Annotated in this window: 20 protein-coding genes and 1 rRNA gene; 7 read left to right on the forward strand and 14 right to left on the reverse strand. The window is 48.7% G+C overall.

The annotated features are described in order from the left end of the window. The 5 genes from G5S52_RS21990 to G5S52_RS22010 form a co-directional block, all read right to left on the reverse strand. Positions 1–73, reverse strand: a 16S ribosomal RNA gene (locus G5S52_RS21990); the annotation flags it as partial. A gap of 453 nt (positions 74–526) precedes the next feature. Then, positions 527–961, reverse strand: a complete 435-nt coding sequence (locus tag G5S52_RS21995) for a type IV pilus modification PilV family protein (protein ID WP_165018515.1) — start codon at positions 959–961, stop codon at positions 527–529. Next, complete coding sequence (locus tag G5S52_RS22000) at positions 951–2315, reverse strand: hypothetical protein (protein WP_165018517.1); 1365 nt, start codon at positions 2313–2315, stop codon at positions 951–953. Before G5S52_RS22000 ends, G5S52_RS21995 begins: the two co-directional genes overlap by 11 nt. Before the next feature lie 40 nt (positions 2316–2355). Then, positions 2356–2976: a PilW family protein gene (locus tag G5S52_RS22005; protein ID WP_235956475.1), complete on the reverse strand. Its 621-nt coding sequence runs from the start codon at positions 2974–2976 to the stop codon at positions 2356–2358. Next, positions 2973–3512: a pilus assembly FimT family protein gene (locus G5S52_RS22010; protein WP_368737490.1), complete on the reverse strand. Its 540-nt coding sequence runs from the start codon at positions 3510–3512 to the stop codon at positions 2973–2975. Before G5S52_RS22010 ends, G5S52_RS22005 begins: the two co-directional genes overlap by 4 nt. Before the next feature lie 88 nt (positions 3513–3600). Between G5S52_RS22010 and G5S52_RS22015 the strand changes: the two genes are divergently transcribed. Beyond that, on the forward strand, positions 3601–4077 hold the full coding sequence (locus tag G5S52_RS22015) for a type IV pilin protein (RefSeq protein WP_235956477.1): 477 nt from the start codon (positions 3601–3603) through the stop codon (positions 4075–4077). 48 nt (positions 4078–4125) lie between these two features. Here the strand turns inward: G5S52_RS22015 and dnaJ are convergent, their stop codons facing one another. The 3 genes from dnaJ to grpE form a co-directional block, all read right to left on the reverse strand. Then, a complete protein-coding gene (gene dnaJ, locus G5S52_RS22020; RefSeq protein WP_002535684.1) occupies positions 4126–5265 on the reverse strand; it encodes a molecular chaperone DnaJ in 1140 nt (379 codons plus the stop codon). 175 nt (positions 5266–5440) lie between these two features. Next, the gene (dnaK, locus tag G5S52_RS22025; RefSeq protein ID WP_165018519.1) at positions 5441–7357 is read right to left on the reverse strand and encodes a molecular chaperone DnaK; all 1917 of its coding nucleotides are present in this window, start codon (positions 7355–7357) and stop codon (positions 5441–5443) included. A gap of 197 nt (positions 7358–7554) precedes the next feature. Beyond that, positions 7555–8160: a nucleotide exchange factor GrpE gene (gene grpE / locus G5S52_RS22030; RefSeq protein ID WP_002535681.1), complete on the reverse strand. Its 606-nt coding sequence runs from the start codon at positions 8158–8160 to the stop codon at positions 7555–7557. A 184-nt stretch (positions 8161–8344) separates the two neighbouring features. On the opposite strand from grpE, the gene nadK reads away from it, so the two are divergent. The 3 genes from nadK to bamE all read left to right on the forward strand — a co-directional run bounded on the left by nadK (position 8345) and on the right by bamE (position 11577). Beyond that, positions 8345–9226 (forward strand): NAD(+) kinase, encoded by an 882-nt coding sequence (nadK, locus tag G5S52_RS22035; protein ID WP_002535679.1) that lies wholly within the window; start codon positions 8345–8347, stop codon positions 9224–9226. Between the two features lie 192 nt (positions 9227–9418). Further along, the gene (gene recN / locus G5S52_RS22040) at positions 9419–11086 is read left to right on the forward strand and encodes a DNA repair protein RecN (protein WP_165018521.1); all 1668 of its coding nucleotides are present in this window, start codon (positions 9419–9421) and stop codon (positions 11084–11086) included. Positions 11087–11220: 134 nt separating this feature from the next. Next, entirely contained in the window at positions 11221–11577 is a 357-nt protein-coding gene (bamE, locus tag G5S52_RS22045) for an outer membrane protein assembly factor BamE (RefSeq protein ID WP_165018523.1), read from the forward strand. A gap of 80 nt (positions 11578–11657) precedes the next feature. Here the strand turns inward: bamE and phoU are convergent, their stop codons facing one another. From phoU to G5S52_RS22065, 4 genes are read right to left on the reverse strand one after another with little or no spacing between them, the layout of a single operon-like run. After that, on the reverse strand, positions 11658–12365 hold the full coding sequence (gene phoU / locus G5S52_RS22050; RefSeq protein WP_039849517.1) for a phosphate signaling complex protein PhoU: 708 nt from the start codon (positions 12363–12365) through the stop codon (positions 11658–11660). A gap of 17 nt (positions 12366–12382) precedes the next feature. Next, positions 12383–13201: a phosphate ABC transporter ATP-binding protein PstB gene (pstB, locus tag G5S52_RS22055; protein WP_165018525.1), complete on the reverse strand. Its 819-nt coding sequence runs from the start codon at positions 13199–13201 to the stop codon at positions 12383–12385. A gap of 23 nt (positions 13202–13224) precedes the next feature. After that, positions 13225–14871, reverse strand: a complete 1647-nt coding sequence (gene pstA, locus G5S52_RS22060) for a phosphate ABC transporter permease PstA (RefSeq protein WP_165018527.1) — start codon at positions 14869–14871, stop codon at positions 13225–13227. Positions 14872–14909: 38 nt separating this feature from the next. Next, positions 14910–17078, reverse strand: coding sequence for an ABC transporter permease subunit (locus tag G5S52_RS22065; RefSeq protein ID WP_165018529.1), 2169 nt, complete (start codon positions 17076–17078; stop codon positions 14910–14912). Positions 17079–17320: 242 nt separating this feature from the next. Here G5S52_RS22065 and G5S52_RS22070 point away from each other — a divergent pair, with 242 nt between their 5' ends. From G5S52_RS22070 to ppx, 3 genes are read left to right on the forward strand one after another with little or no spacing between them, the layout of a single operon-like run. Beyond that, the gene (locus G5S52_RS22070) at positions 17321–17830 is read left to right on the forward strand and encodes a glycine cleavage system transcriptional repressor (protein ID WP_165018531.1); all 510 of its coding nucleotides are present in this window, start codon (positions 17321–17323) and stop codon (positions 17828–17830) included. Between the two features lie 17 nt (positions 17831–17847). Then, entirely contained in the window at positions 17848–19944 is a 2097-nt protein-coding gene (gene ppk1, locus G5S52_RS22075) for a polyphosphate kinase 1 (RefSeq protein WP_165018533.1), read from the forward strand. Beyond that, on the forward strand, positions 19937–21445 hold the full coding sequence (ppx, locus tag G5S52_RS22080) for an exopolyphosphatase (protein WP_165018535.1): 1509 nt from the start codon (positions 19937–19939) through the stop codon (positions 21443–21445). The genes ppk1 and ppx overlap by 8 nt, the downstream gene beginning before the upstream one ends. Positions 21446–21492: 47 nt before the next feature. Here the strand turns inward: ppx and G5S52_RS22085 are convergent, their stop codons facing one another. Then, positions 21493–22446, reverse strand: a complete 954-nt coding sequence (locus G5S52_RS22085) for a PstS family phosphate ABC transporter substrate-binding protein (RefSeq protein WP_165018537.1) — start codon at positions 22444–22446, stop codon at positions 21493–21495. Continuing rightward, positions 22440–23735, reverse strand: a complete 1296-nt coding sequence (phoR, locus tag G5S52_RS22090) for a phosphate regulon sensor histidine kinase PhoR (RefSeq protein WP_165018539.1) — start codon at positions 23733–23735, stop codon at positions 22440–22442. The genes G5S52_RS22085 and phoR overlap by 7 nt, the downstream gene beginning before the upstream one ends. Positions 23736–23755 lie beyond the last annotated feature (20 nt).

Consider the following 23755-nt stretch of genomic DNA (forward strand, 5'->3'; position numbering starts at 1 on the left):
GCTGCCGCTCGACTTGCATGTGTTAGGCCTGCCGCCAGCGTTCAATCTGAGCCATGATCAAACTCTTCAATTAAAGTTTTTGGCTCGATGAAATACTGTATAAATTGACTGTGCCGATAACTCCGAAGAGTTTTCGTTTGGTCACTCAGTAAACATCGATAAATCTTTTGTCTATCAATCACGAGTGCCCACACAGATTGCATAGGTCAAATTGTTAAAGAACGTTGACTTGAAGAAGCGTTGCTTCTCACCGTCAGGGCTGCGAATTTTACGCTGCCGGGCGATGAAGTCAAGAAGAAATTTTGAGATTTTTCAGCGTTGCTTTCGCAACCCTCAAAACACCTTGTTGACTTGCCTCTTCACCGCATTTATCAATGCCTTGATGAGGAAGTTTTCGCGTTTCGACTTGGTGGACATTTCCTTATTGGGAGCCGCTTGCCGTGTCGATGGGGCGCATTATAGGGAGGTCTCGAATTCTGGCAAGGGCTTTTTGCGAAAAGAGTCACAAAAACCGATTAACCGTTCACTAATCCAGCAGGTTGGTGAATTTAGACACAGAAACCGGGAGAGAAAGGCTTTGAGCTGTGCCATTTCTGTCATTCCAGCTGACTTTAACATCCATTATCTTGGCGTAGGTTACGGCCATACCACTGGCTGGCGTGTATTGAAGCGTTTTGGTAGGCGTCACTGAAAGGCTATATAACGAGCCTTCATTCAGTGTTAACTGACAGCTTTGAATATTTTCTACTGTTTTGCCTTCGCAATCTGAACCTGTGGTATTCAATGTCTGCAGTAAAGCAATCTGAGACTCCGCAATTTGCTTTGCTTCAACAAACATAAGTGCGTTCGCCTTCTCAACTTCGAGGTGGCTATATAGCTTTAACGTTCCAACACCAGACAAAACAACGACCAATATAGCGATAAGCGTCTCTACAAGTGAAAAGCCTTTGTTAGAAGTCATGAATACTTCCTTTTACCAGCTTTGGCTCGGAGGGAAAAAGTTCATCATCATCGATGCTTTCATCATACCCTGGTTTGAACGCGCCAAAGACCTTTGACGTTCCTTTTTCTACGTCCACAATGTAACTGCCTTTTGTTTCAAAAGAGCCATGGAATAGAAAAGGAAGATATTTCCAGTTGTCCACTTCCATTCCTAATGCATCAGGCTCATTAAACAAATCACAAAAAGTTGCCATTGGACCCGATGTACAAGAAACGTTAGTTACCTTATTTCCTTCATCATCAGTCGACTCGCTGACATCCAGCCATGAATTTTGGAAATCATTTCTTTCATGATTAAATTGAAAAATAGAACCATTGAAATTGGCCAATGCACCGCTGTAAGCAATCACTCCATCTTTCACCACGATAAATACAGGATTGGCACTATCGCTAGCCACTCCAGCCATATTGCAATCCCCATCGACCCAAACTGTTACCAATTTGCCCGTCGCGTGCCCAGCTCCCGCAACTATGCTATTTCTCTTATCCGTAATCGTCTTCCCACATAGCTCGACATTACTTTTTACTGTCTCTGTACCGTTACCATTGTCTATAGTCGTAGTACCCGAAGTACTGAACACTGCGTCAAAGTCATCCCTCACTTTTTCCCAGTTACTTTTAGGTTCTTGAAACTTTTCTTTGAAAAGGTTCATATTAGGTTGCTGATACAAAATGTCCGACTCGAAGTCATTCATCTTTCGAGTTTTAGATGCGACAGTTGTACTGAACCCTTCCTTGCACTGCTCTAAATTGGTAGCCAATAGTTCTGATTGGAAAGTAGCGTTCGAGTCGCCCGTATCAATCGTAACGTCCCCCCCTGCAACTATAGCTAAACACTCATAAATATTGGTTTGCCCTTCCTTACCTACATGAGCCCCTTTGGCTGGTACCCACGAGTTACCTCCCTCTATAACCAAGCTACCAGAAGTTTTGAAAGCAGATGCAGTCCCCCCGCCTCCACTGACCATAGCGCTATACGTTGCATAGCCTGAAGAAGACGTTAGCAACCATGGACTTTCTTTACCAGAAAGCACAATTTGGCTGCCAGTCTTTTCTCTACAGTTGTCAGAAATAGTGGTTCCAAAACTTCCGTCACTTAGTGAAATGGCTGTCGGTCCATTCTGCTCAAACACCGCAATCGCACAGTCCAATCCGGCCTTTGCACTCGCTCTCTGCTTTGCATCCAAAATCTGGTTTTGCGTCTTCTTAACGTCGGCCAGCCCAGAATTAGCAACCGAAACCGCGAACAAAGCAACAATAAGCAAAATGCCGCTGACGACAGCGAGGGTTGCCATTCCTTTTTGACTCTTCATGCTTGTTAGCCATCCACATTCGCAAGTGATACGGTGAAATTCACGGTATCTTTGATTGAACTATCATTTTCAATGATGCAGTGATGGTCACATCAACCATTTGGGCCTTGTTGGTCGATGCGACTCCTTGTAGGAAAGTGCGTTTAAAAATAAGGCTCTCAATGACCAACCGGTCAAATGTCATATCTCGCCAGTAGCCACTGTCACATTTCCAATTCGCTAACGCGCCCCAGTTTTCGTAAACCTCGATTACCGAATTGTTTTTGCTGTCCTTACCTAATCGATATCCTTTGGCGTCATCTTTATTGATTGCTGAAGCCCCGGAACGCTTATCGTGGTTATAGGCAAACCGGATACATTCCCCGCCCTCAACCTTCGAAGCGCTGTCATCAATCAATACTGATGATGAAGCACCTGCCTCATCATCCTTAATAAAAGGGTTCACCGACGTACAGTCGTAGCAAAACCCTGCACGTGCTATCTCATTTTTCATCGTGTCTGCGATGATGTTTAATTGGGATCTCAGAAAGTCGTTTTGAAGTTGCTTGGTCCCAAATTCGGTATTGATGGTAAAAAGCGCCAGAGAGGAAGCCATGACAATCAAACTGACGGTCACACCAACCATCATTTCTACCAGAGTATAACCGCGGGCACGTCTCATGATGGACACGATTCCCAACCGGTCACAGCAGTATTGCTACACCCTTTCAATCCGACATACCTACGGATCATAATCCCTGATTCTTTGCCGGTTTCTTCTCCATGCGCTAATTTCACCGTTTTGTCATTTGAAGGCATGCCAGATATAGGAGAGAAATAGAAAAGTTTTGCTGGTTCTGTAAGTGCAGGCTCTTGGACATTAACCATTGCCCCTTTCTCCAAAATGACCTTCTGCAGACCTTCACTGTCAGAGCAACTGAAGTTTGCGACTTCGGATTTTTCACTGAGCCCAATACAGCCGTTATCCGTTTCACTTGAGGGCACATAATGCACATAAATATTGCGATGGCGTCGCAGGGATTCTGATTGTCCAACTTCCAGGACCGAAAGTAATTGGGAGGCCTTATTTTCTACAACAGCCGCTTTGTGGGAAGACACATAGGTTGGCACAGCCACCGCTGTGACGACTGCCAATACAGACACCGTCGTTATCATTTCAATTAAGCTAAATCCGCGCTGTAGATTCCAATATCTCACAACAAATTCCTTTAGCGTCTGCTGTACCTTGTTTCCATACTATCAACGGCGATACCGTAGATCTCTGGAATTAAAACGAATTTTACGCATGGCAAACCAAAAAATGACGCTGAGAACTAAGACATTACATTTAGGTATGACGTTGCTCGAAATCTTGATAGCAATTGCGATTATTGGCGCCATTGCAACGATTGCTGTACCAGCGGTAGGGGAATACCTAGTCAAATCAGAACGTAGCCGAGTCCAAGTGGATTTGTATCAGCTACAGACTCATGTTGAGCAGACTTACACCTCGAAAGGTGGTTACCCTCAAGACCCTGCTACTGAAGCCAGCAAAAATATTCCTTTAATTTGTAATAAGTGCCAGGTTTCTGATGAGTATGATTTTTCAATTACTTTTGGAAGCAACAACGATGCCTATCGCCTTCAGGCAAAACCTAAATCCACATCACGACAAGACAAAGATACTGACTGCCACACCATGGTTATCAATGCCGCTTCAGAGCAGTACAACTTCAAAAAAGATGGAAGCGCCATAGCTGACAACGGTGATTGTTGGACATAAAAAACCGGCGAAATTCGCCGGTTTTTAATTTTTATCTCTCTCTGACTGTTAGCTGGTCAGATCGTCAAAGAATTTCTTCACGCCATCGAAGAAGCCTTCTGATTTAGGCTTGTGCTTTTTCGCGGCACTGCCACCCAGTGATTCTTCGAACTCACGCAACAATTCTTTTTGTTTGCTGCTGAGGTTTACCGGGGTTTCTACCACCAGTTTACAGATCAGGTCGCCAAGGCCACCACCACGCACTGACTGCACACCCTTGCCACGCATGCGGAACATACGGCCAGTTTGTGTTTCTGTCGGAACCTTCAGATTCACGCGTCCGTCGAGCGTTGGTACTTCTACTTCGCCGCCCAGTGCTGCCATGGTAAAGCTTACTGGTACTTCGCAGTACAAGTTGTTGCCATCACGGGTGAAGATGTGGTGATCACGCACGTGTACCTGTACATACAAATCGCCAGCTGGTGCGCCAAATTCTCCGGCCTCACCTTCACCTGTTAGACGAATACGGTCACCCGTGTCTACGCCTGCAGGGATTTTCACACTAAGGGTCTTGGTCTTCTGAACACGGCCTTGGCCATGACAGCTATCGCAAGGGTCTTTGATGATTTTGCCGCGACCGTGACAGGTTGGACAGGTCTGCTGTACAGCAAAGAAGCCCTGACGCATCTGCACTTGGCCTTGGCCGTGACAGGTTCCACACGTTTGTGGCGATGAACCTGGTTTTGCACCACTGCCACCACATGGGTCACAGCTTACGTAAGTCGGGACATCAATCTCTTTGGTCACACCACGGACTGCTTCTTCTAAAGAAAGCTCCATGTTGTAGCGAAGGTCTGCACCACGCTGGGCACGGGCCTGACCGCCACGGCGACCACCGCCAAAGATGTCGCCAAACACGTCACCAAAGATATCGCTGAAGTCTGCGCCGCCACCGAAGCCGCCGCCACCGCCCATTCCACCTTGTTCAAAGGCTGCATGGCCGTATTGGTCGTAAGCTGCGCGTTTTTGATCGTCTGTGAGGATTTCGTACGCCAGCTTCACTTCTTTAAATTTCTCGGCTGCCGTTTCATCACCTGGGTTTTTATCCGGGTGGTACTTCATCGCAAGACGCTTGTACGCCTTTTTGATGTCACGCTCACTGGCGTCGCGGCTTACGCCAAGCACTTCATAAAAATCACGATTTGACATGTTTTGCTTGTCACCTGCTTCTATACCGGGCAAAAAAAGTTAGCCCCGTATCATACAACTACGGGCGAAGGAGAAAATCCTCCTGCGCCCGTGCGAAATAAAAACGGTTAAATCTTTCGATTCAGGTCTTGCTGCTTTTCCGTCGCAAGACCTGTTTCTGGGACGTTATCCAGTCTTATTTTTTGTCGTCTTTTACTTCTTCAAACTCAGCATCAACAACGTCGTCGTCTTGCTTAGTTTGCTCTGCACCGGCGTCTTGAGCTTGCGCAGCTTGTGCTTGCTGCTGAGCCACTTCCATCAGCTTCTGAGATGCTGCGATCAGTGCCTGCACTTTTGCGTCGATAGCTTCTTTATCTTCGCCTTTACGTGCTTCTTCCAGCTCGCTGATTGCTGCTTCGATCTTCTCTTTCTCGTCAGCTGGCAGTGCGTCGCCTGCTTCTTCGATTTGCTTGCGAGTACCGTGAACCATTTGGTCAGCTTGGTTGCGCGCAGACGCCAGTTCTTCGAACTTCTTGTCGGCTTCTTTGTTCGCTTCCGCTTCCTGAACCATTTTCTCGATTTCGTCGTCGCTCAGACCGCCAGATGCCTGGATAGTGATCTTCTGCTCTTTACCTGTGCTCTTGTCTTTCGCAGATACGTGCAGGATACCGTCAGCATCCAGGTCGAAGATAACTTCGATTTGTGGCATGCCACGTGGTGCTGGGTTGATGCCTTCCAGGTTGAATTGACCCAGAGACTTGTTGTACGTCGCCTGCTTACGCTCACCTTGCAGTACGTGAATCGTTACTGCACTTTGGTTGTCTTCAGCAGTAGAGAACACTTGGTTCGCCTTAGTAGGGATAGTGGTGTTCTTCTCGATGAGCTTGGTCATCACGCCGCCCATGGTTTCGATACCCAGAGACAGTGGCGTTACGTCCAGCAGCAGAACGTCTTTCACGTCACCTGCCAGTACACCGCCCTGAACCGCTGCACCTACTGCAACTGCTTCATCCGGGTTCACGTCTTTACGTGCTTCTTTACCAAAGAATTCAGCAACTTTCGCTTGAACCATTGGCATACGAGTCTGACCACCAACCAAGATTACGTCGTTGATGTCGTTAACAGACAGGTCTGCGTCAGCCAGTGCTACTTTCAGTGGCTCCAGTGAACGTTGAACCAGATCTTCAACCAGTGACTCCAGCTTCGCACGGGTCACTTTAACATTCATGTGCTTAGGACCAGTCGCATCTGCAGTGATGTATGGCAGGTTCACGTCAGTTTGCTGCGCAGAAGACAGTTCGATTTTCGCTTTCTCAGCTGCTTCTTTCAGACGCTGCATTGCCAGTGGATCTTTACGCAGGTCGATGCCTTGGTCTTTTTTGAACTCTTCAACCAGGTAGTTGATCATACGGTTGTCGAAGTCTTCACCACCCAAGTGAGTGTCACCGTTGGTTGCCAGTACTTCGAACGTCTTCTCGCCGTCTACTTCGTCAATCTCGATGATAGAGATATCGAAAGTACCACCACCCAGGTCGTAAACTGCGATAGTACGGTCACCACCTTGCTTGTCCAGGCCGTAAGCCAGCGCAGCAGCAGTTGGTTCGTTGATGATACGTTTAACTTCCAGACCCGCGATGCGGCCAGCGTCTTTAGTCGCTTGGCGCTGTGCGTCGTTGAAGTACGCAGGTACTGTGATAACTGCGCCAGTGACTTCCTCACCCAGGAAATCTTCTGCAGTTTTCTTCATTTTCTTCAGAACTTCAGCTGAAACCTGAGGAGCTGCCATTTTCTGGCCTTTAGCTTCTACCCATGCATCGCCGTTGTCAGCCTTAACGATTTTGTAAGGCATGATTTCGATATCACGCTGAACTTCTTCGTCTTCGAAGCGACGACCGATCAGTCGTTTGATTGCAAACAGCGTGTTTTCTGGGTTGGTCACTGCCTGACGTTTTGCTGGCTGACCTACCAGAGTTTCACCGTCTTGGGTGTACGCGATGATTGATGGCGTTGTGCGATCGCCCTCTGCGTTTTCGATTACGCGTGGCTTGTCACCGTCCAGTACTGCTACACATGAGTTGGTAGTACCCAAGTCGATACCAATGATCTTACCCATTTGGTTTTCTCCGAAAATTCGTCTTACGTCTATGTTGCGTTAACCCATATATGGGGGTCGCGGTTTAGGGTTCAACCCTGCACAAGAAAAATTTTTAAATTTTCTTTTTGATGCACCTTAAATAAGGGCGACTTATTGGCTTTCAAGGCCTGAAATGAAAAAAACCCGCAAAAAGCGGGTTTTTCCTTAAATTCGGCTTATGCCTGCTCGTTCACGTTACCAGCAGCGGCTTTTGAAACCATTACCATGGCAGGACGAACAACACGACCATTCAGTTCATAGCCTTTCTGCATCACGAACATCACAGTATTTGGCTCGTGATCTGCGCTTTCCTGAATAGACATTGCCTGATGGAATTCTGGATTGAACGGTTCGCCGTGTGGGTTCAGCTCTTTCAGGCCGAATTTTTCCACTGCGTCTTTCATGGTCTTCAGCGTTAGCTCAACGCCTTCGATCATCGGCTTGAGGGCGTCATTTTCTTTGTCCGCCATCTCTACTGCGCGTTCCATGTTGTCGATAACAGGAAGCAGTTCGTTCGCGAAACGCTCCAGAGCAAACTTACGTGCTTTGTCGATTTCCTGCTCGGTACGACGACGCATATTTTCAATATCTGCACGTGCGCGCAGTACGCTGTCTTGTTGCTCTTTCACTGTCGCTTCACTTGCTTCAAGTGCAGCTTCAAGCTCAGTGATCCGGCTAATCATTGCATCAGTTTCAGCATCAAGGGCATTTTCTTCAGCCTGTGCTTCCACTGCTTCGTTTTGCAATTCTTCTTCCTGGATCTTGTTTTCTTCTTTGCTCATGCTCTCTCCGACACAATACACTGTGTTGAACCCCAAAAATCTCAAGGATTGGGGCATCAATCTCGACGGTTTTGCTTATTATGGGGATGAATGGTCACGTTTCAAGGTGTCTCTTGCCGCAATGCACGACAAGTGTAGGGCAATCACTTATACTCAAGCCACTAAACTGTGCAGGATCAATAAGATGTCAAAGCGTTTTAACACTATAGCTTTGGTAGGAAAACCGCGAAACCCAGAAGCGGTAGCAACCCATGAAAGCCTGTATCACTGGCTGACCCAACAGGGTTACCGCACATTGGTCGACAATCGTCTCGACAATTACCTCGATATTCCTGCTGATGACTTCCACGATTTACTTTCGCTGGGTGCTAAAGCCGATTTAGCTATTGTCATTGGTGGTGATGGAAATATGCTTGGCGCAGCCCGTGTCCTTTCCCGTTTTGATATTTCTGTTATCGGTGTCAACCGGGGCAACCTCGGCTTTTTGACCGATCTCGATCCGGATGAATACGAGGACGCACTGACGTCAGTATTGTCCGGTGAGTACATCGAAGATCACCGATTCTTGCTCGAAGCAGAAGTGCACCGTCACGGTCAGGTAAAAAGCCATAACGCGGCGCTTAACGAAGCAGTGCTTCACCCTGGGCAAGTCGCGCACATGATCGAATTTGAAGTCTATATCGACGATAACTTCGCCTTCTCCCAGCGTTCCGACGGCATTATCATTTCGACGCCAACAGGCTCAACGGCTTACAGCCTTTCTGGTGGTGGTCCTATCCTGTCACCGAGCATTGATGCGATTTCACTCGTTCCCATGTTCCCGCATACGCTGTCGAGCCGTCCTTTGGTCGTCGATGCTAAACGACATATTAAGCTTGTGGTTTCACCGGATAACGGCAGCACCTTGGAAGTGAGTTGTGATAGTCAGGTGTCTTTGCCTGTTAATCCGGGGGATGAAGTACATATCTACAGAAGCCCTTCACTGTTGAAGCTTATCCATCCTAAAAATTACAGCTACTACAAAACGTTGCGAACCAAATTGGGCTGGTCGAGCAAACTCTTCTGATAAAGCAGGAACGAACATTGTTTATGAAAAGAGTGGCTTAGGCTGCTCTTTTTTATTTTCACCACTCTCACTGCTCGTTTTTTAACCCACATCACAATTTCATCTCTAATTCATACCTGATCATCTTTACTGTATACAAACACAGTATATACTGTACAAACAACAGGTGATGATAAATACAGGTATAGGCTCATGCTGGCACACATCACAATTCAAAACTTTGCCATTGTTAAAGCACTCGAACTCGACTTCCAACAAGGAATGACCACCATTACCGGCGAAACCGGTGCAGGTAAATCCATCGCTATTGATGCTCTGGGTTTGTGTCTGGGCGATCGCGCGGATGCTTCAATGGTTCGTCCCGGTGAGGAAAAAGCCGAAATCGTGGTGCTCTTCCAACTCCAGAACAATCCTGCCGCGAGACGTTGGCTGGAAGACAATGAGCTGGTCGATGGTGATGAGTGCATTCTGCGACGTGTGATCACCAAAGAGGGCCGTTCACGCGCCTTCATTAATGGCAGCCCTGTACCTGCCTCCCAGCAAAAAGCACTGGGGCAACACCTTATCAATATTCATGGTCAGCACGCCCATCAGCTTTTGATGAAAAATGATTATCAACTGACATTGCTCGACCAATATGCCGGCCATCAAAACCTGCTCGCTACAATGCGCCAACGTTATCAAGACTGGCGTGCCGCACGAAACGAGCTCAAGCAGTTGGAAAAGAACAAAGAAGCATTCGAAGCCCAACGCCAGCTTTTGGAATACCAGGTAAACGAGCTCAATGAATTGGCGTTAGGTGAAACCGAATATCCAGAGTTGGAAGCGGAGCACAAGCGTCTTTCCAACTGTGGCGACATTGCGATTTGCAGCCAAAGCGTCCTCCAGGCATTAAGTGAAGATGATGAAAACAACGCGATGCAGTTGCTGCAGTTTGCCCAGCAGAAACTTGCCGAGCTCGCCGCGATGGACAGCCGTTTCGATGACCTGACACAGATGCTGGACGAAGCTTGCATACAGGTGCAGGAAACCAGCCACGAGATCTCAAGCTATATGGATAGCCTGGATATGGATCCTGCGCGTCTGAGCTATTTGGATGAACGTATGGCGACCATAATGCGTCTGTCACGCAAACATCAGGTTTCTCCTGAAGAGCTGTTCTCCACCCATCAGTCTCTGGTCAATGAGCTTGAAAACCTCAATGACAGCGATAACCAGATTGAACAGCTTGCCGCTCAAGTCGAACTCAAGCACCAAGCGTGTCTAGCAGCCGCTGAGAAACTCAGTAAGAGCCGTAAGCGTTACGCCAAAGAGTTGGATAAACTGATTTCTGCCAGCATGCATGAACTTAGCATGCAAAACGGCAAATTCCATATTGCACTGGATAGCCAACCGGAAAGTCATTTGTCACCGCTGGGCTTCGACAGTATCGAGCTTTTGGTTTCCACCAACCCGGGCCAGCCAATGCAAGCGTTAGGGCGCGTGGCTTCCGGTGGTGAGCTTTCCCGTATATCTTTGGCGATTCAGGTGATTACTGCACAGAAAGTGGATACACCAAGCCTTATCTTCGATGAAGTGGATGTAGGTATCAGTGGCCCAACAGCTGCCATTGTCGGCAAACTGCTTCGTAAGTTAGGTGAATCAACACAGGTGATGTGTGTGACGCACTTACCTCAGGTTGCGGGCTGTGGCCATCAGCAAATGTTCGTGGCGAAAGCCAGCGAGAAAGGAAAAACCACTACCAGCATGATCCCGCTGGATACTCAGTCCCGCGTTCAAGAACTGGCACGACTGCTCGGTGGCAGCGAAATTACTGAACACACACTCGCCAATGCTAAAGAGCTGCTTATTGCGGCATAGAGGCTCTTAGCATAAAGAGAAAGAAACTTTTCCCCAATAGCACGGTCGAACAAGCAAGTTGAGACAAGAGTTTTTTACTTCTCTCACTTGCTTGTTTATCATCGTCCCCTATTTTGGAAATGAAGTAAGAAGTCATGCGTTGGAAACACATCGTTGCGGCATCCCTTGTTCTGGCTAGCCTCTCAGGCTGTTCTTGGGTTAACAAGCTGGTTTATCGCATAGATATTAATCAGGGAAATTACATCGACCAAACCGCGGTCGAAGAGCTCAAATTTGGCATGACCAAAGAGCAGGTTAAGTTCTTACTTGGTCCACCTATGCTGGTTGAGTCTGGCTATCCGAATACTTGGTATTTTGTTCAATATCTAAAGCCTGGACATGAAGAGCCAGAACAGAAAGAACTGGTTCTTTCTTTCGACGACAACGGCCAGTTGGTCGGCATGAAAGGTGACTATCAGCCAGGTACGGGATTTTTCGAAGCCGTTCGCTAATTCGATACCTAAATGCCAGAATCAAAAAACCCGCTCACCGCGGGTTTTTTATTGACCTGTACAATGTCGATACCAAAGCGCTATTTCAGCATTTTTTCCAACTGCTCTTTGTTGGTATGACGGATGTCTTTACCTTTCACAAAGTAAATAATGTATTCACAGATGTTCTGGCATCTGTCCCCCACCCGCTCAATCGCGCGAGCAGACCACATCACTTTGAGAACATTAGGAATAGAACGCGGATCTTCCATCATGTAAGTCATCAACTGACGTATAATAGCTTCGTATTCCTTATCCAGATGGTCATCGCTGTGGTAAACCTTCATTGCCGCATCCACATCCATGCGCGCAAACGCATCCAACACATCATGCAGCATACGTGCAGCTTTGTGGCCCAGGTTTTCCAGTGACACCAAAAACGGTTGTTGATGATTGGAAAAGTTATCTAGCGCCATCTTCGCGATACTGTCCGCGACATCGCCGATACGCTCAAGGTCGGTAATGGTTTTGATAATCGCAATCACCAAACGCAAATCACCTGCTGTAGGTTGGCGTTTTGCAATGATTCTGGTACAGGCTTCATCGATAGCGACCTCCATCGAGTTGACCTTATGGTCTTCACGGATCACCTGTTTTGCCAGTTCCACATCCTGATAATGCATCGCACGCAAAGCGTCAGTCAGCTGTCGCTCTACCAATCCGCCCATCGCGAGCACATGGGTGCGGATAGCTTCCAGTTCAGCATTAAACTGTCCTGAAATATGGCGGCTGATATTTTGGTTGTCCATCATTTGCGTGCAATTCCTTAACCGTATCGGCCAGTGATGTAATCTTCGGTTTGCTTGTTTTTCGGTGTGGTAAACAGCGTGTCTGTATCGGCGTATTCTACCAGTTTACCTAGGTTGATAAAGGCAGTTTGATCAGACACACGCGCAGCTTGTTGCATGTTGTGGGTAACGATCACCACAGTATATTTACGTTTAAGATCGTTGATGAGTTCTTCAATCGTCAGCGTGGAGATCGGATCCAGTGCCGATGTAGGCTCATCAAGCAAAAGGACTTCTGGCTCAATCGCGATAGCGCGCGCAATCACCAATCGTTGTTGCTGGCCGCCAGACAAACCAAACGCGTTGTCATGAAGGCGATCTTTCACCTCATCCCATAACGCTGCCGCACGGAGCGAACGTTCTACCGCGTCGTCCAGCGTACGTACGTTTTTCACGCCTTGCAGACGCAATCCGTAGATAACATTTTCGTAGATAGACTTTGGAAAAGGATTCGGTCGTTGGAACACCATGCCCACCTGACGGCGAAGTGCTGGCACATCCACCGCTTCATCATAGACGTTGGTGCCATGAAGCAGAATTTCCCCCTCTACCTTACAGCCATCCACCAAGTCATTCATACGATTGATGCAACGAAGCAGAGTAGATTTTCCGCAACCGGAAGGGCCGATAAACGCCGTGACCTTACCTTTAGGAATACGCATATTAATATCGAACAATGCCTGAGAATTGCCGTAATGGAGATTCAAATTCTGGATAACCAGTGCCGTCTGCTCATCAGGAAGTGATGACAGATCGATAGGTCCCGGTAATCCAATGTTGGCATTGATAGATATCATTTCGTCGCGATGTCCTCTAACGCTTAAATTTCTTGTTCCAGCGCGCGGTACTTTTCGCGCAAGTGGTTACGGATAGTGATAGCCGCCAGATTCAGGCTGACAATCACAGTCACCAACAGCAAGGATGTGGCATAAACCAACGGCCTCGCCGCTTCAATATTTGGGCTCTGGAAACCCACATCATAAACGTGGTAACCAAGGTGCATGAACTTTCTGTCCAAATGCAGAAACGGGAAGTTTCCATCCAGTGGCAGACTCGGTGCCACCTTTACAACACCTACCAGCATCAGGGGTGCCACTTCACCCGCCGCACGGGCGATAGCCAGAATCAGTCCCGTCATAATAGCAGGACTCGCCATAGGTAAAACGATACGCCAAAGCGTTTCAGCCTGTGTCGCGCCAAGCGCCATAGACCCGTGACGCACAGAGTTGGGGATTCGAGCCAAGCCTTCTTCAGTTGACACAATCACCACAGGCAACGTCAGGATTGCCAGCGTCAATGACGACCACAATATCCCAGGCGTGCCAAACGTTGGGTTAGGCAGTGTCTCCGAATAAAACAGTGAGTCGATACTGCCGCCGACGAAGTAAACAAAGAAGCCCAGGCCAAAGACGCCATACACGATGGAAGGCACACCCGCCAGGTTCACTACCGCAATGCGAATCACTCGGGTGAAAGCATTCTTTCTGGCATACTCATGAAGGTAAACAGCCGCCAACACGCCGAGTGGGGTCACCATGATGGACATCAATAGCACCATCAGCACTGTGCCGAAAATAGCAGGAAAAACACCGCCCTCTGAATTGGCTTCCCGCGGGTTATCCGTGACGAAGTTTGCAATCTGACTTGCCCAGTGCGCAACCTTTTCAGGCCAACTCATGTCATTGGGATACCATAGCCCCAACACATCATTCAACGCGATACGGACGTTGTCGCCATAGCGGTCTGTAACAATAAGGCTATCCAAAGAGAAATCCGCACGACGCTGCAAAAGCACTTCTTCAAGTGATTGGTAACGCAACTCCAAGGTGCCGATGGCATCCTGAATTTTTGCAGGAACCGCTTTTCCGTCACTCAGATAGGACGCTCTCTCTGTTTTCAGAGCATTGAGCTGATAGTTAACTTTTTCAATTTCTCGCTGCTCGATAGATGCAATCTCAGCACGTCGCATCTCAGCTTGGGTAATCTTCTGTTGGAAAAACTCGTGAGTAAGTGCGGAAGTGGTGACCTTTCCATTATCCAAATAGCCTTTCGGAATACCGAAGAATGCACCATTTTCAGTGCGTTCAATGACTGCGAGGTCAGGATTAGCAACCTGAGATAGGATGTTTTGTTCCAGCACCGAAATGAAATCATGCGCTTCACGCTCACGATTCGCCACCTTAATAAGCAGCCTTTGATGCTCTTCAAGCTGCTTGTCTTTGAGATCAACACCGGCTTCTTTCAATTGACGGGAAGGAATAGACTCCACGCCATAGATTTGTCCAAAGGCAGTTTCCTCACCATGCGGCGTTTCAATTTTGAACTCATAAACAGGCGCTGGCCAGAAATACGCCAAGCCTTTCCAGCCGATCAGAAGCATGACACCAAGCACTGCCACCAGACAAAGACTCACCATGCCGCCTGTCATCCACACCCATGGAGAGCTGCTGTTTAATCGCTTAAACATGAGCAAGATCCAAGCAGGATTGTTGAGTGGCGAATGCATTACAACGCACGGTATTTATCTCGTAGCTGTTGGCGAACAAATTCCGCCACGGTGTTAAACAGGAACGTAAATGAAAACAGAATAAAGGCAGTCAGGAACAACACACGATAATGGGAACTGCCTACTTCAGACTCTGGCATTTCCACCGCAATGTTAGCCGACAAGGTTCGAAGCCCTTCAAATGGGTTCCATTCCATTAATGGCGTGTTACCTGTTGCCATCAATACAATCATGGTCTCACCCACAGCGCGACCAAGTCCCATCATCACCGCAGAGAAAATACCTGGGCTTGCCGTGAGTAACACGACGCGCGTCAACGTTTGCCAGTGCGTGGCTCCAAGTGCCAGAGAGCCATTGGTCAGGTGACTGGGCACTGAAAAAATCGCATCTTCCGCAATGGTAAAAATAGTCGGGATCACCGCGAAGCCCATCGCCAATCCCACCACAATGGCATTGCGCTGATCGAAATTCACGCCCAATACGTCAGTCACAAACACCCGGCTGTCCCCTCCCATGAAGGTATCTTCTACCCAGGGGCCAAGAGCAAATGCGAGATATCCCAGCATCAGAATCAGTGGCACCAGCACGAACAAATGACCGCCTGGTGGCAATTTCTTGCGCACTGAGCGTGGCAGTGCCGTCCAGACGAATGCCGTCAACAGGAAGGAAACCGGCATAGCGACGAAAATCAGAAAGACTGCGGGTAAATGGGTTTCAACGATAGGTGCCAGCCACAATCCGGCTAGAAAACCCAAGATAACCGTTGGCAAGGCCTCCATGATTTCGATCGTGGGTTTCACCACCTTACGAAGACCAGACGGCATGAAATACGCAGTATAAATCGCGCCACCGACCGCGAGTGGAATCGCAAAGAGCAGCGCGTAAGCTGCCACTTTAATCGTACCGAATACCACAGGAATGACGCTCAGCTTGCCTTCAAAAGACTCGCTTCCAGACGTGGATTGCCAAACAAACTCCGGCTCCCCATAGCCTTCATACCATATGCGATTCCACAATGAACGGACGTTGACTTCAGGGTGAGGATTATCAACATTCAACAATGTCAGGGTATCGCCCTTCTCCACCAACAGACGATCTGCCCTAGGTGAGAAACCCAAGGTGTCAATTTGGCCAGCTATTTCGGGCAACTCAAAGTTGTCACGTATTTCACTTGGCGCATGCCAAAGCGTCAGATCACCGCTCGGCGTCAGGTTGGCGAAAACATTGCGATGAGGCTCCACAGCAAGGAAGCCACCTTGAGTGTCAAACTCACGCACCATGGTCAGCGAACGCTCACCAGACTTCACCACATCAAACCACTGCGTCAGTCTGCCATCATCCAGACGCACCATCAGCGAATGTCCACCAGCCAGCAATGTCATAGACTCTGGCATCGCGCCGGTCACGAGTTCAATGTCCACTGACTCGCGCAAATCGATTCTACGATCTGACACCGAATACACATTGAGCTCATTACCGACCATCTCAAACAGCTTCTGACCCCGGGGCGCTATTAGCACGCTGGCATCAGCGCTTGTCGGGACAGCTGCGTGCAGTATCTCATTGCCATCGCGCTCGATAACAATGTTCAACCAGTCTCCTGCCACGCCTGCAACAACGCGGTCATTATGTCGTTTAGCAAAGGAAAGACTGGATATCGGCAAGCCATTGCTGAGCTTTACCGAATCCATACGCTGGATATCCGGCGTGAAGGTTCTTTTTCCGTCTGCATAGTGAGACAAAAAACGCAGGCGCTGAAAACTCACAGAGCCATCTTCAAGCCCATAGGCGCTGACACCTGCATAAGGTTGAGGTGCGTAAAAGCTGCTGGGAAATTCAGCGAGCTTCTCACGGGAAACCAACTGCCCTTTTCCATTCAAAGAGAATATGGATAGAAACCCATCATCGGAATAGCGGAAGCCGAGTTGATTATTGTCATCCATACCAAGCTGGACGGCTGGGCTTTCAAAACCGAGGTCAAAGGTGCCTTCAAGCGTAATCGACGGGCTTTTGAACAGGGGGAGAACCACATACGCGAGGTAGAAGAATATCAACAGCAATGCCAACAAAACAGCAATGCCACCTCCCTTCACGGAAAGGCGCGCAAGTCTGTCTTTGAAACGCCGCCGGGAGTCTCCCTGAGTCAGCGCATGTGTGGCGTTTGCCATTGGTACCTCATATTTTGGTTAAGCGGCTCATAATATTTCTTTTTGATGACATAAATGTGACAGTTGAAAAATCAAGACAAGTTAAGCCCATGAAATAAAAGTGTAATAAAACATGTTTAGCCTCAAGTAACGTTGATGTGAGGCACAGTTCGGAAGTGCCTGCTTCTGAGAGGGGTAGACACGGTTTTAAAACCGCCTTAATAATGACCATTCCCCTCCGCTGTTGACGCAAAGGATCGACCATGAAGCAGTTAGTAATCACCCTCATCGGTACGGATCGCCCAGGTCTGGTAGAAACACTTTCCGACACCTTATTCCAGCATCACGGAAGCTGGCAGGCCAGTAGCCTGAGCAAACTTGCGGGCAAGTTCGCTGGTATTGTTCAAATTGATATTAAAGAAGAAAATGTGAACGCGCTGACTGATGCGCTAAATAGCATTCCCGATCTCAACGTTCTTATCGCTGAAGCTGCACACCAAGCAGAGACTTATACAACAACGCATACCCTGTCCATTACAGGCAACGATCGTCCTGGCATCGTTCAGGAGGTGACAAGGGAAATCGCCAAGTTTGGTATCAACATCAACAATCTGGAAACCGATGCAGAAAGCGCGGCCAATTTTGGTGGCGTGATATTTAAAGCTGAGTTTGATCTCGACATCGCCAACAACATCTCGCTGGATGACCTTGGTGCAGCTCTTGAAGGGCTGTCAGATGACCTGATCGTGGAGTTTGACGAAAGCGACATTTAATTAAGGAAAGGGGAAAAATGAGCGCGGATACGCTTTACGTAGACAAAGAGTTAAGTTGGCTGTCTTTTAACGAAAGGGTACTTCAGGAAGCTGCAGACAAAAACGTTCCTATCATCGAACGTGTGCGATTTCTCGGTATCTTTTCCAGCAATCTGGATGAGTTCTATCAAGTCCGTTTTGCTGACGTAAAGCGCCGTATCCTGATCAACGAGGAGCAAGGTGGCGACAGTAAAGCCAAGGAGCTCCTCAATAAAATTCAGGACAAGGTTCTCAAGCTCAACCAGGATTTCGACCACCTTTATAATGACATTTTACTCGAAATGGCACGTCGCCATATTTTTCTGGTTAACGAGCGACAACTGACGGAATACCAGCAAAATTGGCTGAAAAGACATTTCGTCAGTAACCTGCTTCCCCACATCACGCCGATTATTCTGACCGACGACATGGATGTACTCTCTTTCCTGAAAGATGCGTACTCCTACCTTGCCGTTGAAATGAAAAAAGAAGGCCAGCCCAACCGCTACGCACTGATTGAGATCCCAACTGACGAAATAGAGCGCTTTATCAAGGTGCCGGAGCCAAAAGGTAAGCGCCGCCGCAAGACCATCATCCTGCTCGATAACATCATTCGTTTATGTCTCGATGAGATTTTCAGTGGCTTCTTTGATTACGACAGTGTCGAAGCTTATGCCATGAAAATGACCCGTGATGCGGAATATGACCTCACCAATGAGGTTGACCACAGCCTGCTAGAAAACATGTCAGACAGCCTGGATCAGCGCTTAACTGCCCTTCCGGTCCGATTTGTTTATCAAAGGGACATGCCACAGGATATGGTAGAACATATTCTCAGCATGCTGAGGATCTCCGATTACGACAGTGTGCTTCCCGGGGCCCGTTACCACAATTTCAAAGACTTTATCGGCTTCCCGAATGTCGGGATGAAGTATCTGGAAAACCCTTCGCTACCGCCGATTGAGTCTGCCGACTTCACCACCAACGCCAATGCATTTGATGCAATTCGTCAGCGTGATGTGCTGCTCTACTATCCCTACCACACTTTCCGACATATGACGGAACTGGTGCGTCAGGCTTCCTTTGACCCAAAAGTTCGCAGTATCCGGATCAATATTTACCGCGTGGCGAAAAATAGCCGCATCATCAACTCCATGATTGATGCCGCCAACAACGGCAAACGCGTCACGGTCGTGGTTGAGCTTCAGGCTCGCTTTGATGAAGAGGCTAATATTGAGTGGGCACGTGTGCTGACCGACGCTGGCGTAAAAGTGGTCTTCGGTACACCGGGCCTGAAAATTCACTCCAAGCTTTGCCTCATCACACGTCGTGAAGATGATGGTTTGCGCGAATATGCCCACATAGGTACCGGTAACTTCCACGAAAAAACCGCACGCATCTATACCGACTTCTCGCTGTTTACCGCGGATAAATCGATCACCACGGAAGTGCGTAAGGTATTCAACTTTATCGAGAACCCTTACAAGCCAGTGAAGTTTTCTCACCTGATTGTATCGCCACGTAACTCGCGCGCGCGTATTTATCGTTTGATCGAGCGTGAAATCGAACACGCCAAGAACCGTAGGAAAGCGGGCATCACCTTGAAGGTGAATAATCTGGTGGACAAAGGCTTGGTGGACCTGCTCTACAAGGCGAGCAATGAAGGCGTAAAAATTCGCATGATTGTGCGCGGCATGTGTTCATTGATCCCTGGAGTGAAAGGCCTCAGCCACAACATCAAAGCCATCAGTATTGTCGACCGTTTTCTCGAGCATCCACGTGTATTTGCGTTTGAAAATGGCGGCGATCGCGACGTTTACATTTCATCGGCTGACTGGATGACCCGTAATATCGATAACCGCATCGAAGTGGGTGCGCCTATCAAAGATGAGCGCCTTAAACAGCGCATCATGGACATTCTCGAGCTTCAATTTGCAGACCGCGCCAAAGCACGTGTCATTGATAAAGACATGTCCAACGCTTACGTGAAACGCGGAAATCGCAAAAAAGTACGTTCACAAATCGAAATTTACGATTACCTTAAACAAGTAGAACGTACAGAGAAACGGCAAGCGAGCAAACAAAAGAATGAATGATACTACCCCGGCTGAAAAGCCAAGGGAAATCGCCGCAATAGATTTAGGTTCAAACAGCTTTCACATGGTCGTCGCCCGCGTCGTTGGGCAAGGCCTTCAAATCATCAGCCGCCACAAACAACGTGTGCGGCTGGCTTCAGGACTCGACGATTACCTCAACCTCGATAACGCCGCTATTAACCGCGGAGTGGAATGTTTGGCCATGTTCGCGGAACGCCTTCAAGGCTTCGATGAAGCAAACGTCCGCGTTGCGGCAACCTTTACCCTGCGTGAAGCGAAAAACAGCCATATCTTTGTGCAGCGGGCGCGCAATGTCTTCCCCTATCCGATAGAGATCATCCCCGGCGTGGAAGAAGCCCGTTTGATCTACCTCGGTGTTAGCCACACCCAGCCAGGTGATGGCCGAAAATTGGTGGTAGACATTGGTGGGGGCAGCACTGAGCTTGTTATTGGCAAAGGTTTTAGTCCGACACTCACCAACAGTAAACATATGGGTTGTGTCAGCTATAACCATCGCTTTTTCAAAGATGGACAAATTTCTATCAAACGCTTTGCTCAAGCCCAGCTCGCGGCAGAGCTGAAGTTAGAAAGCATCGCCAAAAAGTACAAGGATTGCGGCTGGGGAGAAGCCGTGGGTTCCTCTGGCACCATCAAAGCTATTCGTGAAGTGTTGATTGCCAGTGGGCACGACGATGGCATCATCACCCGCAAGCGGCTGGATGGCTTAATTGAACAGGTACTGCAGGTGAAGTCGGCCAGCGAGCTGAAGCTGCCCGGATTAACAGAAGACAGACAACCCGTGTTTGCCGCAGGTCTTGCGATTCTCTCCGGTGTGTTTCACGCACTGAGCATTGAGAAGATGGTGTATTCCGATGGCGCGCTTCGTGAAGGCCTTTTGTACGAAATGGAAGACCGCTTCCAACACAGTGATATACGAAGCCGCACCGCAGCAGACCTCGCAGAGCGCTATCATATCGACCGGCAACACGCAGAAAACGTCCAGCAAACTGCAGAGAGTTTTTATCTCCAGGCAGAGCCCAAACTTGGCACCAAAAAAGCCGAACTTGCCATATTGCTAAGCTGGGCAGCGCTGCTGCACGAAGTTGGATTAAGCATCTCGCACTCCGGTTTCCACAAACACTCGGCGTATATTCTGCAAAACACCAATCTACCCGGCTTTAACCAAGAGCAGCAAACAGTGCTGGCAACCCTCACCCGCTTCCACCGCAAAGCGTTGAAGCTTGATGAAATGCCTGAGTTCACTCTGTTCAAGACCAAGCAAATTTATCCGCTTATCCGCTCTTTAAGATTGGCTTGTGTGCTGAATGTGCAGCGCAGTGGTGAATCCATGCCCGAGGTAAAACTCGACGCTAAGGATGACAGTTGGTCACTCACGTTCCCTGAGAACTGGCTAAGCCAGAACAAGTTATTGGCTGCCGACTTGGAAGTAGAAAAGAACCTTTGGGATTCGGTGGGCTGGAAACTGTTGGTTAATGACTAGAGTCTACTGACCAACAACAATAAAAAACGGTGCCGAAGCACCGTTTTTTATTTTTCTAGTCCGAGCAGGATTAGCTGCTGTTCAATCAATTCATCCGGTAGCGGCACAAAGCCTTCCGCTCCCACCAACGCCTGCCCCTGACGGGAAAGGATAAGCTTAACGAATTCCGCTTCCATTCTCGGCAAAGGCTTATCCGGCACCTTGTTCACGTAAACAAACAGGTAACGTGAGAGCGGATAAACACCGGAGATGACATTATCAACGGTGGCATAAACCTGCTCGCCCTCGACATCCAGTGGCAGCATCTTCGCCCCCGCTGTGCGATAGCCCACCCCAGCATATCCAACCGCGTTGAGTGATGAGCTTACCGATTGCACCACAGAAGCAGAGCCCGGTTGCTCATTCACATCCGGACGGAAATCGCCATCGCAAAGCGCCTGATCTTTGAAAAATCCATAAGTGCCCGACACCGAGTTGCGGCCAAACAGCTGAATATTTCGCTTTTCCCAGCTTCCCGGAAGACCGAGCTGCCCCCATTTATCAATCCGCTCGTTGGAGCCACAACGCAGCGTTTTGGAAAACAAGGCATCAACCTGCGTCATGTTCAGTACATCAAGCGGGTTGTCCTGATGAACAAATATCGCCATCGCATCAATCGCGACTTTAATCGCCGTTGGCGGATAGCCATACTTTCGTTCAAACAGTTCAATTTCACGCGGGCGCATTTCCCGGCTCATGGTGCCAAACTGCGCCGTTGCTTCAATCAACGCTGGCACCGCAGTAGAAGAGCCCGACGTCTGGATTTGCACATTGACACTTGGGTAATACTTTTTGAAAAGCACGCCCCATTGAGTGACCAAATTAGCCAGAGTGTCTGAGCCAACAGTCGACAGGTTACCGGAGACATTATCTACGCGGTGGTATAGAGGGAGATGATCGTCAGCGGCAGCAGGTGCTGCCACTAATAGGAGTCCAATCAGGGTCAAAGCCCGTTTTAACATGCCAGACGCTCCGGAAGGGTGAACGAGAACGTACTACCCTGTCCCACCTTACTTTTGATTTCAAGCTCGGACTCGTGATGATTCAGCGCATGTTTCACAATGGCCAAGCCAAGACCACTGCCGCCCGTTTCACGTGATCGCGCTTTATCGACGCGGTAAAAGCGCTCGGTCAGTCTATCGATATGTTGTGGCGCAATACCTTCACCACTATCAATCACTTCCAGCCTTGGCCCTTTGCGGGACTTATACCACCGGACTTTAATTTTGGCGCTGGCTGGTGTGTGTTTCACCGCGTTATACACCAGGTTAGAAATGGCGCTGCGAAGCTGATCTTCATCTCCCAACACTTTGAGCGAATGATCGATTTCAAACTCAAAGTCATGCGCCTGATCGCCACTGAGTGTCTGAGCTTCTTTTTCCAGCACATCAAGCATTGCTGGCACATCGACTTTCTGATCCAGCGCGATCTTCACACTCGCCTCAATTTTTGACAGGGTCAGAAGCTGTTCCACCAAACCTTCCATTCGGGTCAACTGCTCGGTCATCACTCCATGAGCTTTACCCCACATTGGCCCCACCAGCATCTCCGGATCTTCAGACATTTCCAGATAGCCGCGCAGTACCGTCATTGGCGTACGGAGCTCATGAGAAACGTTTGCAAAGAAGTTACGGCGCATACCTTCGAGCTGTTTAAGCTGGGTAATATCACGCACCACCATCAGGTACTCACCTTCGGCATAAGGCATGGTACGGAATTCGAGGGTTTTCGAAGCGTGTAGGGTCGAACGCATTTCAAACGGTTCACCCAGTTCCGCGCGGCTCAGGTACTCAATAAACTCCGGCGTACGGATCAGGTTGGCAATGTACTGACCGGCATCGTCAGGCATACGGAAGCCCAGTAGCTCCTGCGCCAGCTTGTTACACCAGACAATCGAGCCGTCATGCTCAAACACTACGACCGCATCGGGCAGAGATTCTGCGCCATTGCGGAAACGGCGGATAAGATTGGCAAGCTCTTTACGACGACGACGGTTACGCTTTTGCAGACGGTAGATACCGTTAAACAGCGGCGTCCAGCTTCCTGAGCCGGTTGGTGGTGTCAGGCTGCGCTCTTTCCAAAGCCAGTCAGAGAGTTTGAGTTGGTGGTAGAAGTTCCACAGCAACACCAAAACCGTTGCCAATAGCAACAACCAAGGCAGACCGCCAAAGAACCAGCCTATGAGAAACCAAGGTAGATAAAAAAAAGCCAGCTCAAGAGCCAGCTTTTTCCATGTAAGTCTTTCGACCATCAATGTCTCCAAGTTGCCAC

Source organism: Grimontia sedimenti (assembly GCF_011045095.1).
In the GTDB taxonomy this organism is placed as follows: Bacteria; Pseudomonadota; Gammaproteobacteria; order Enterobacterales; family Vibrionaceae; genus Enterovibrio; species Enterovibrio sedimenti.

Excerpts from the sequence above, each read along its gene's own strand:
- phoU (WP_039849517.1), bottom strand. The coding sequence starts at position 12,365 with ATGGACAACCAAAATATCAGCCGCCATATTTCAGGACAGTTTAATGCT.
- G5S52_RS22070 (WP_165018531.1), top strand. The coding sequence starts at position 17,321 with ATGAAGCAGTTAGTAATCACCCTCATCGGTACGGATCGCCCAGGTCTG.
- dnaJ (WP_002535684.1), bottom strand. The coding sequence starts at position 5,265 with ATGTCAAATCGTGATTTTTATGAAGTGCTTGGCGTAAGCCGCGACGCC.
- nadK (WP_002535679.1), top strand. The coding sequence starts at position 8,345 with ATGTCAAAGCGTTTTAACACTATAGCTTTGGTAGGAAAACCGCGAAAC.
- grpE (WP_002535681.1), bottom strand. The coding sequence starts at position 8,160 with ATGAGCAAAGAAGAAAACAAGATCCAGGAAGAAGAATTGCAAAACGAA.
- ppx (WP_165018535.1), top strand. The coding sequence starts at position 19,937 with ATGAATGATACTACCCCGGCTGAAAAGCCAAGGGAAATCGCCGCAATA.
- pstB (WP_165018525.1), bottom strand. The coding sequence starts at position 13,201 with ATGATATCTATCAATGCCAACATTGGATTACCGGGACCTATCGATCTG.
- G5S52_RS22000 (WP_165018517.1), bottom strand. The coding sequence starts at position 2,315 with ATGAAGAGTCAAAAAGGAATGGCAACCCTCGCTGTCGTCAGCGGCATT.
- dnaK (WP_165018519.1), bottom strand. The coding sequence starts at position 7,357 with ATGGGTAAGATCATTGGTATCGACTTGGGTACTACCAACTCATGTGTA.
- pstA (WP_165018527.1), bottom strand. The coding sequence starts at position 14,871 with ATGTTTAAGCGATTAAACAGCAGCTCTCCATGGGTGTGGATGACAGGC.
- G5S52_RS22065 (WP_165018529.1), bottom strand. The coding sequence starts at position 17,078 with ATGGCAAACGCCACACATGCGCTGACTCAGGGAGACTCCCGGCGGCGT.
- phoR (WP_165018539.1), bottom strand. The coding sequence starts at position 23,735 with ATGGTCGAAAGACTTACATGGAAAAAGCTGGCTCTTGAGCTGGCTTTT.
- ppk1 (WP_165018533.1), top strand. The coding sequence starts at position 17,848 with ATGAGCGCGGATACGCTTTACGTAGACAAAGAGTTAAGTTGGCTGTCT.
- recN (WP_165018521.1), top strand. The coding sequence starts at position 9,419 with ATGCTGGCACACATCACAATTCAAAACTTTGCCATTGTTAAAGCACTC.
- G5S52_RS22085 (WP_165018537.1), bottom strand. The coding sequence starts at position 22,446 with ATGTTAAAACGGGCTTTGACCCTGATTGGACTCCTATTAGTGGCAGCA.
- bamE (WP_165018523.1), top strand. The coding sequence starts at position 11,221 with ATGCGTTGGAAACACATCGTTGCGGCATCCCTTGTTCTGGCTAGCCTC.
- G5S52_RS21995 (WP_165018515.1), bottom strand. The coding sequence starts at position 961 with ATGACTTCTAACAAAGGCTTTTCACTTGTAGAGACGCTTATCGCTATA.
- G5S52_RS22015 (WP_235956477.1), top strand. The coding sequence starts at position 3,601 with ATGGCAAACCAAAAAATGACGCTGAGAACTAAGACATTACATTTAGGT.
- G5S52_RS22005 (WP_235956475.1), bottom strand. The coding sequence starts at position 2,976 with ATGAGACGTGCCCGCGGTTATACTCTGGTAGAAATGATGGTTGGTGTG.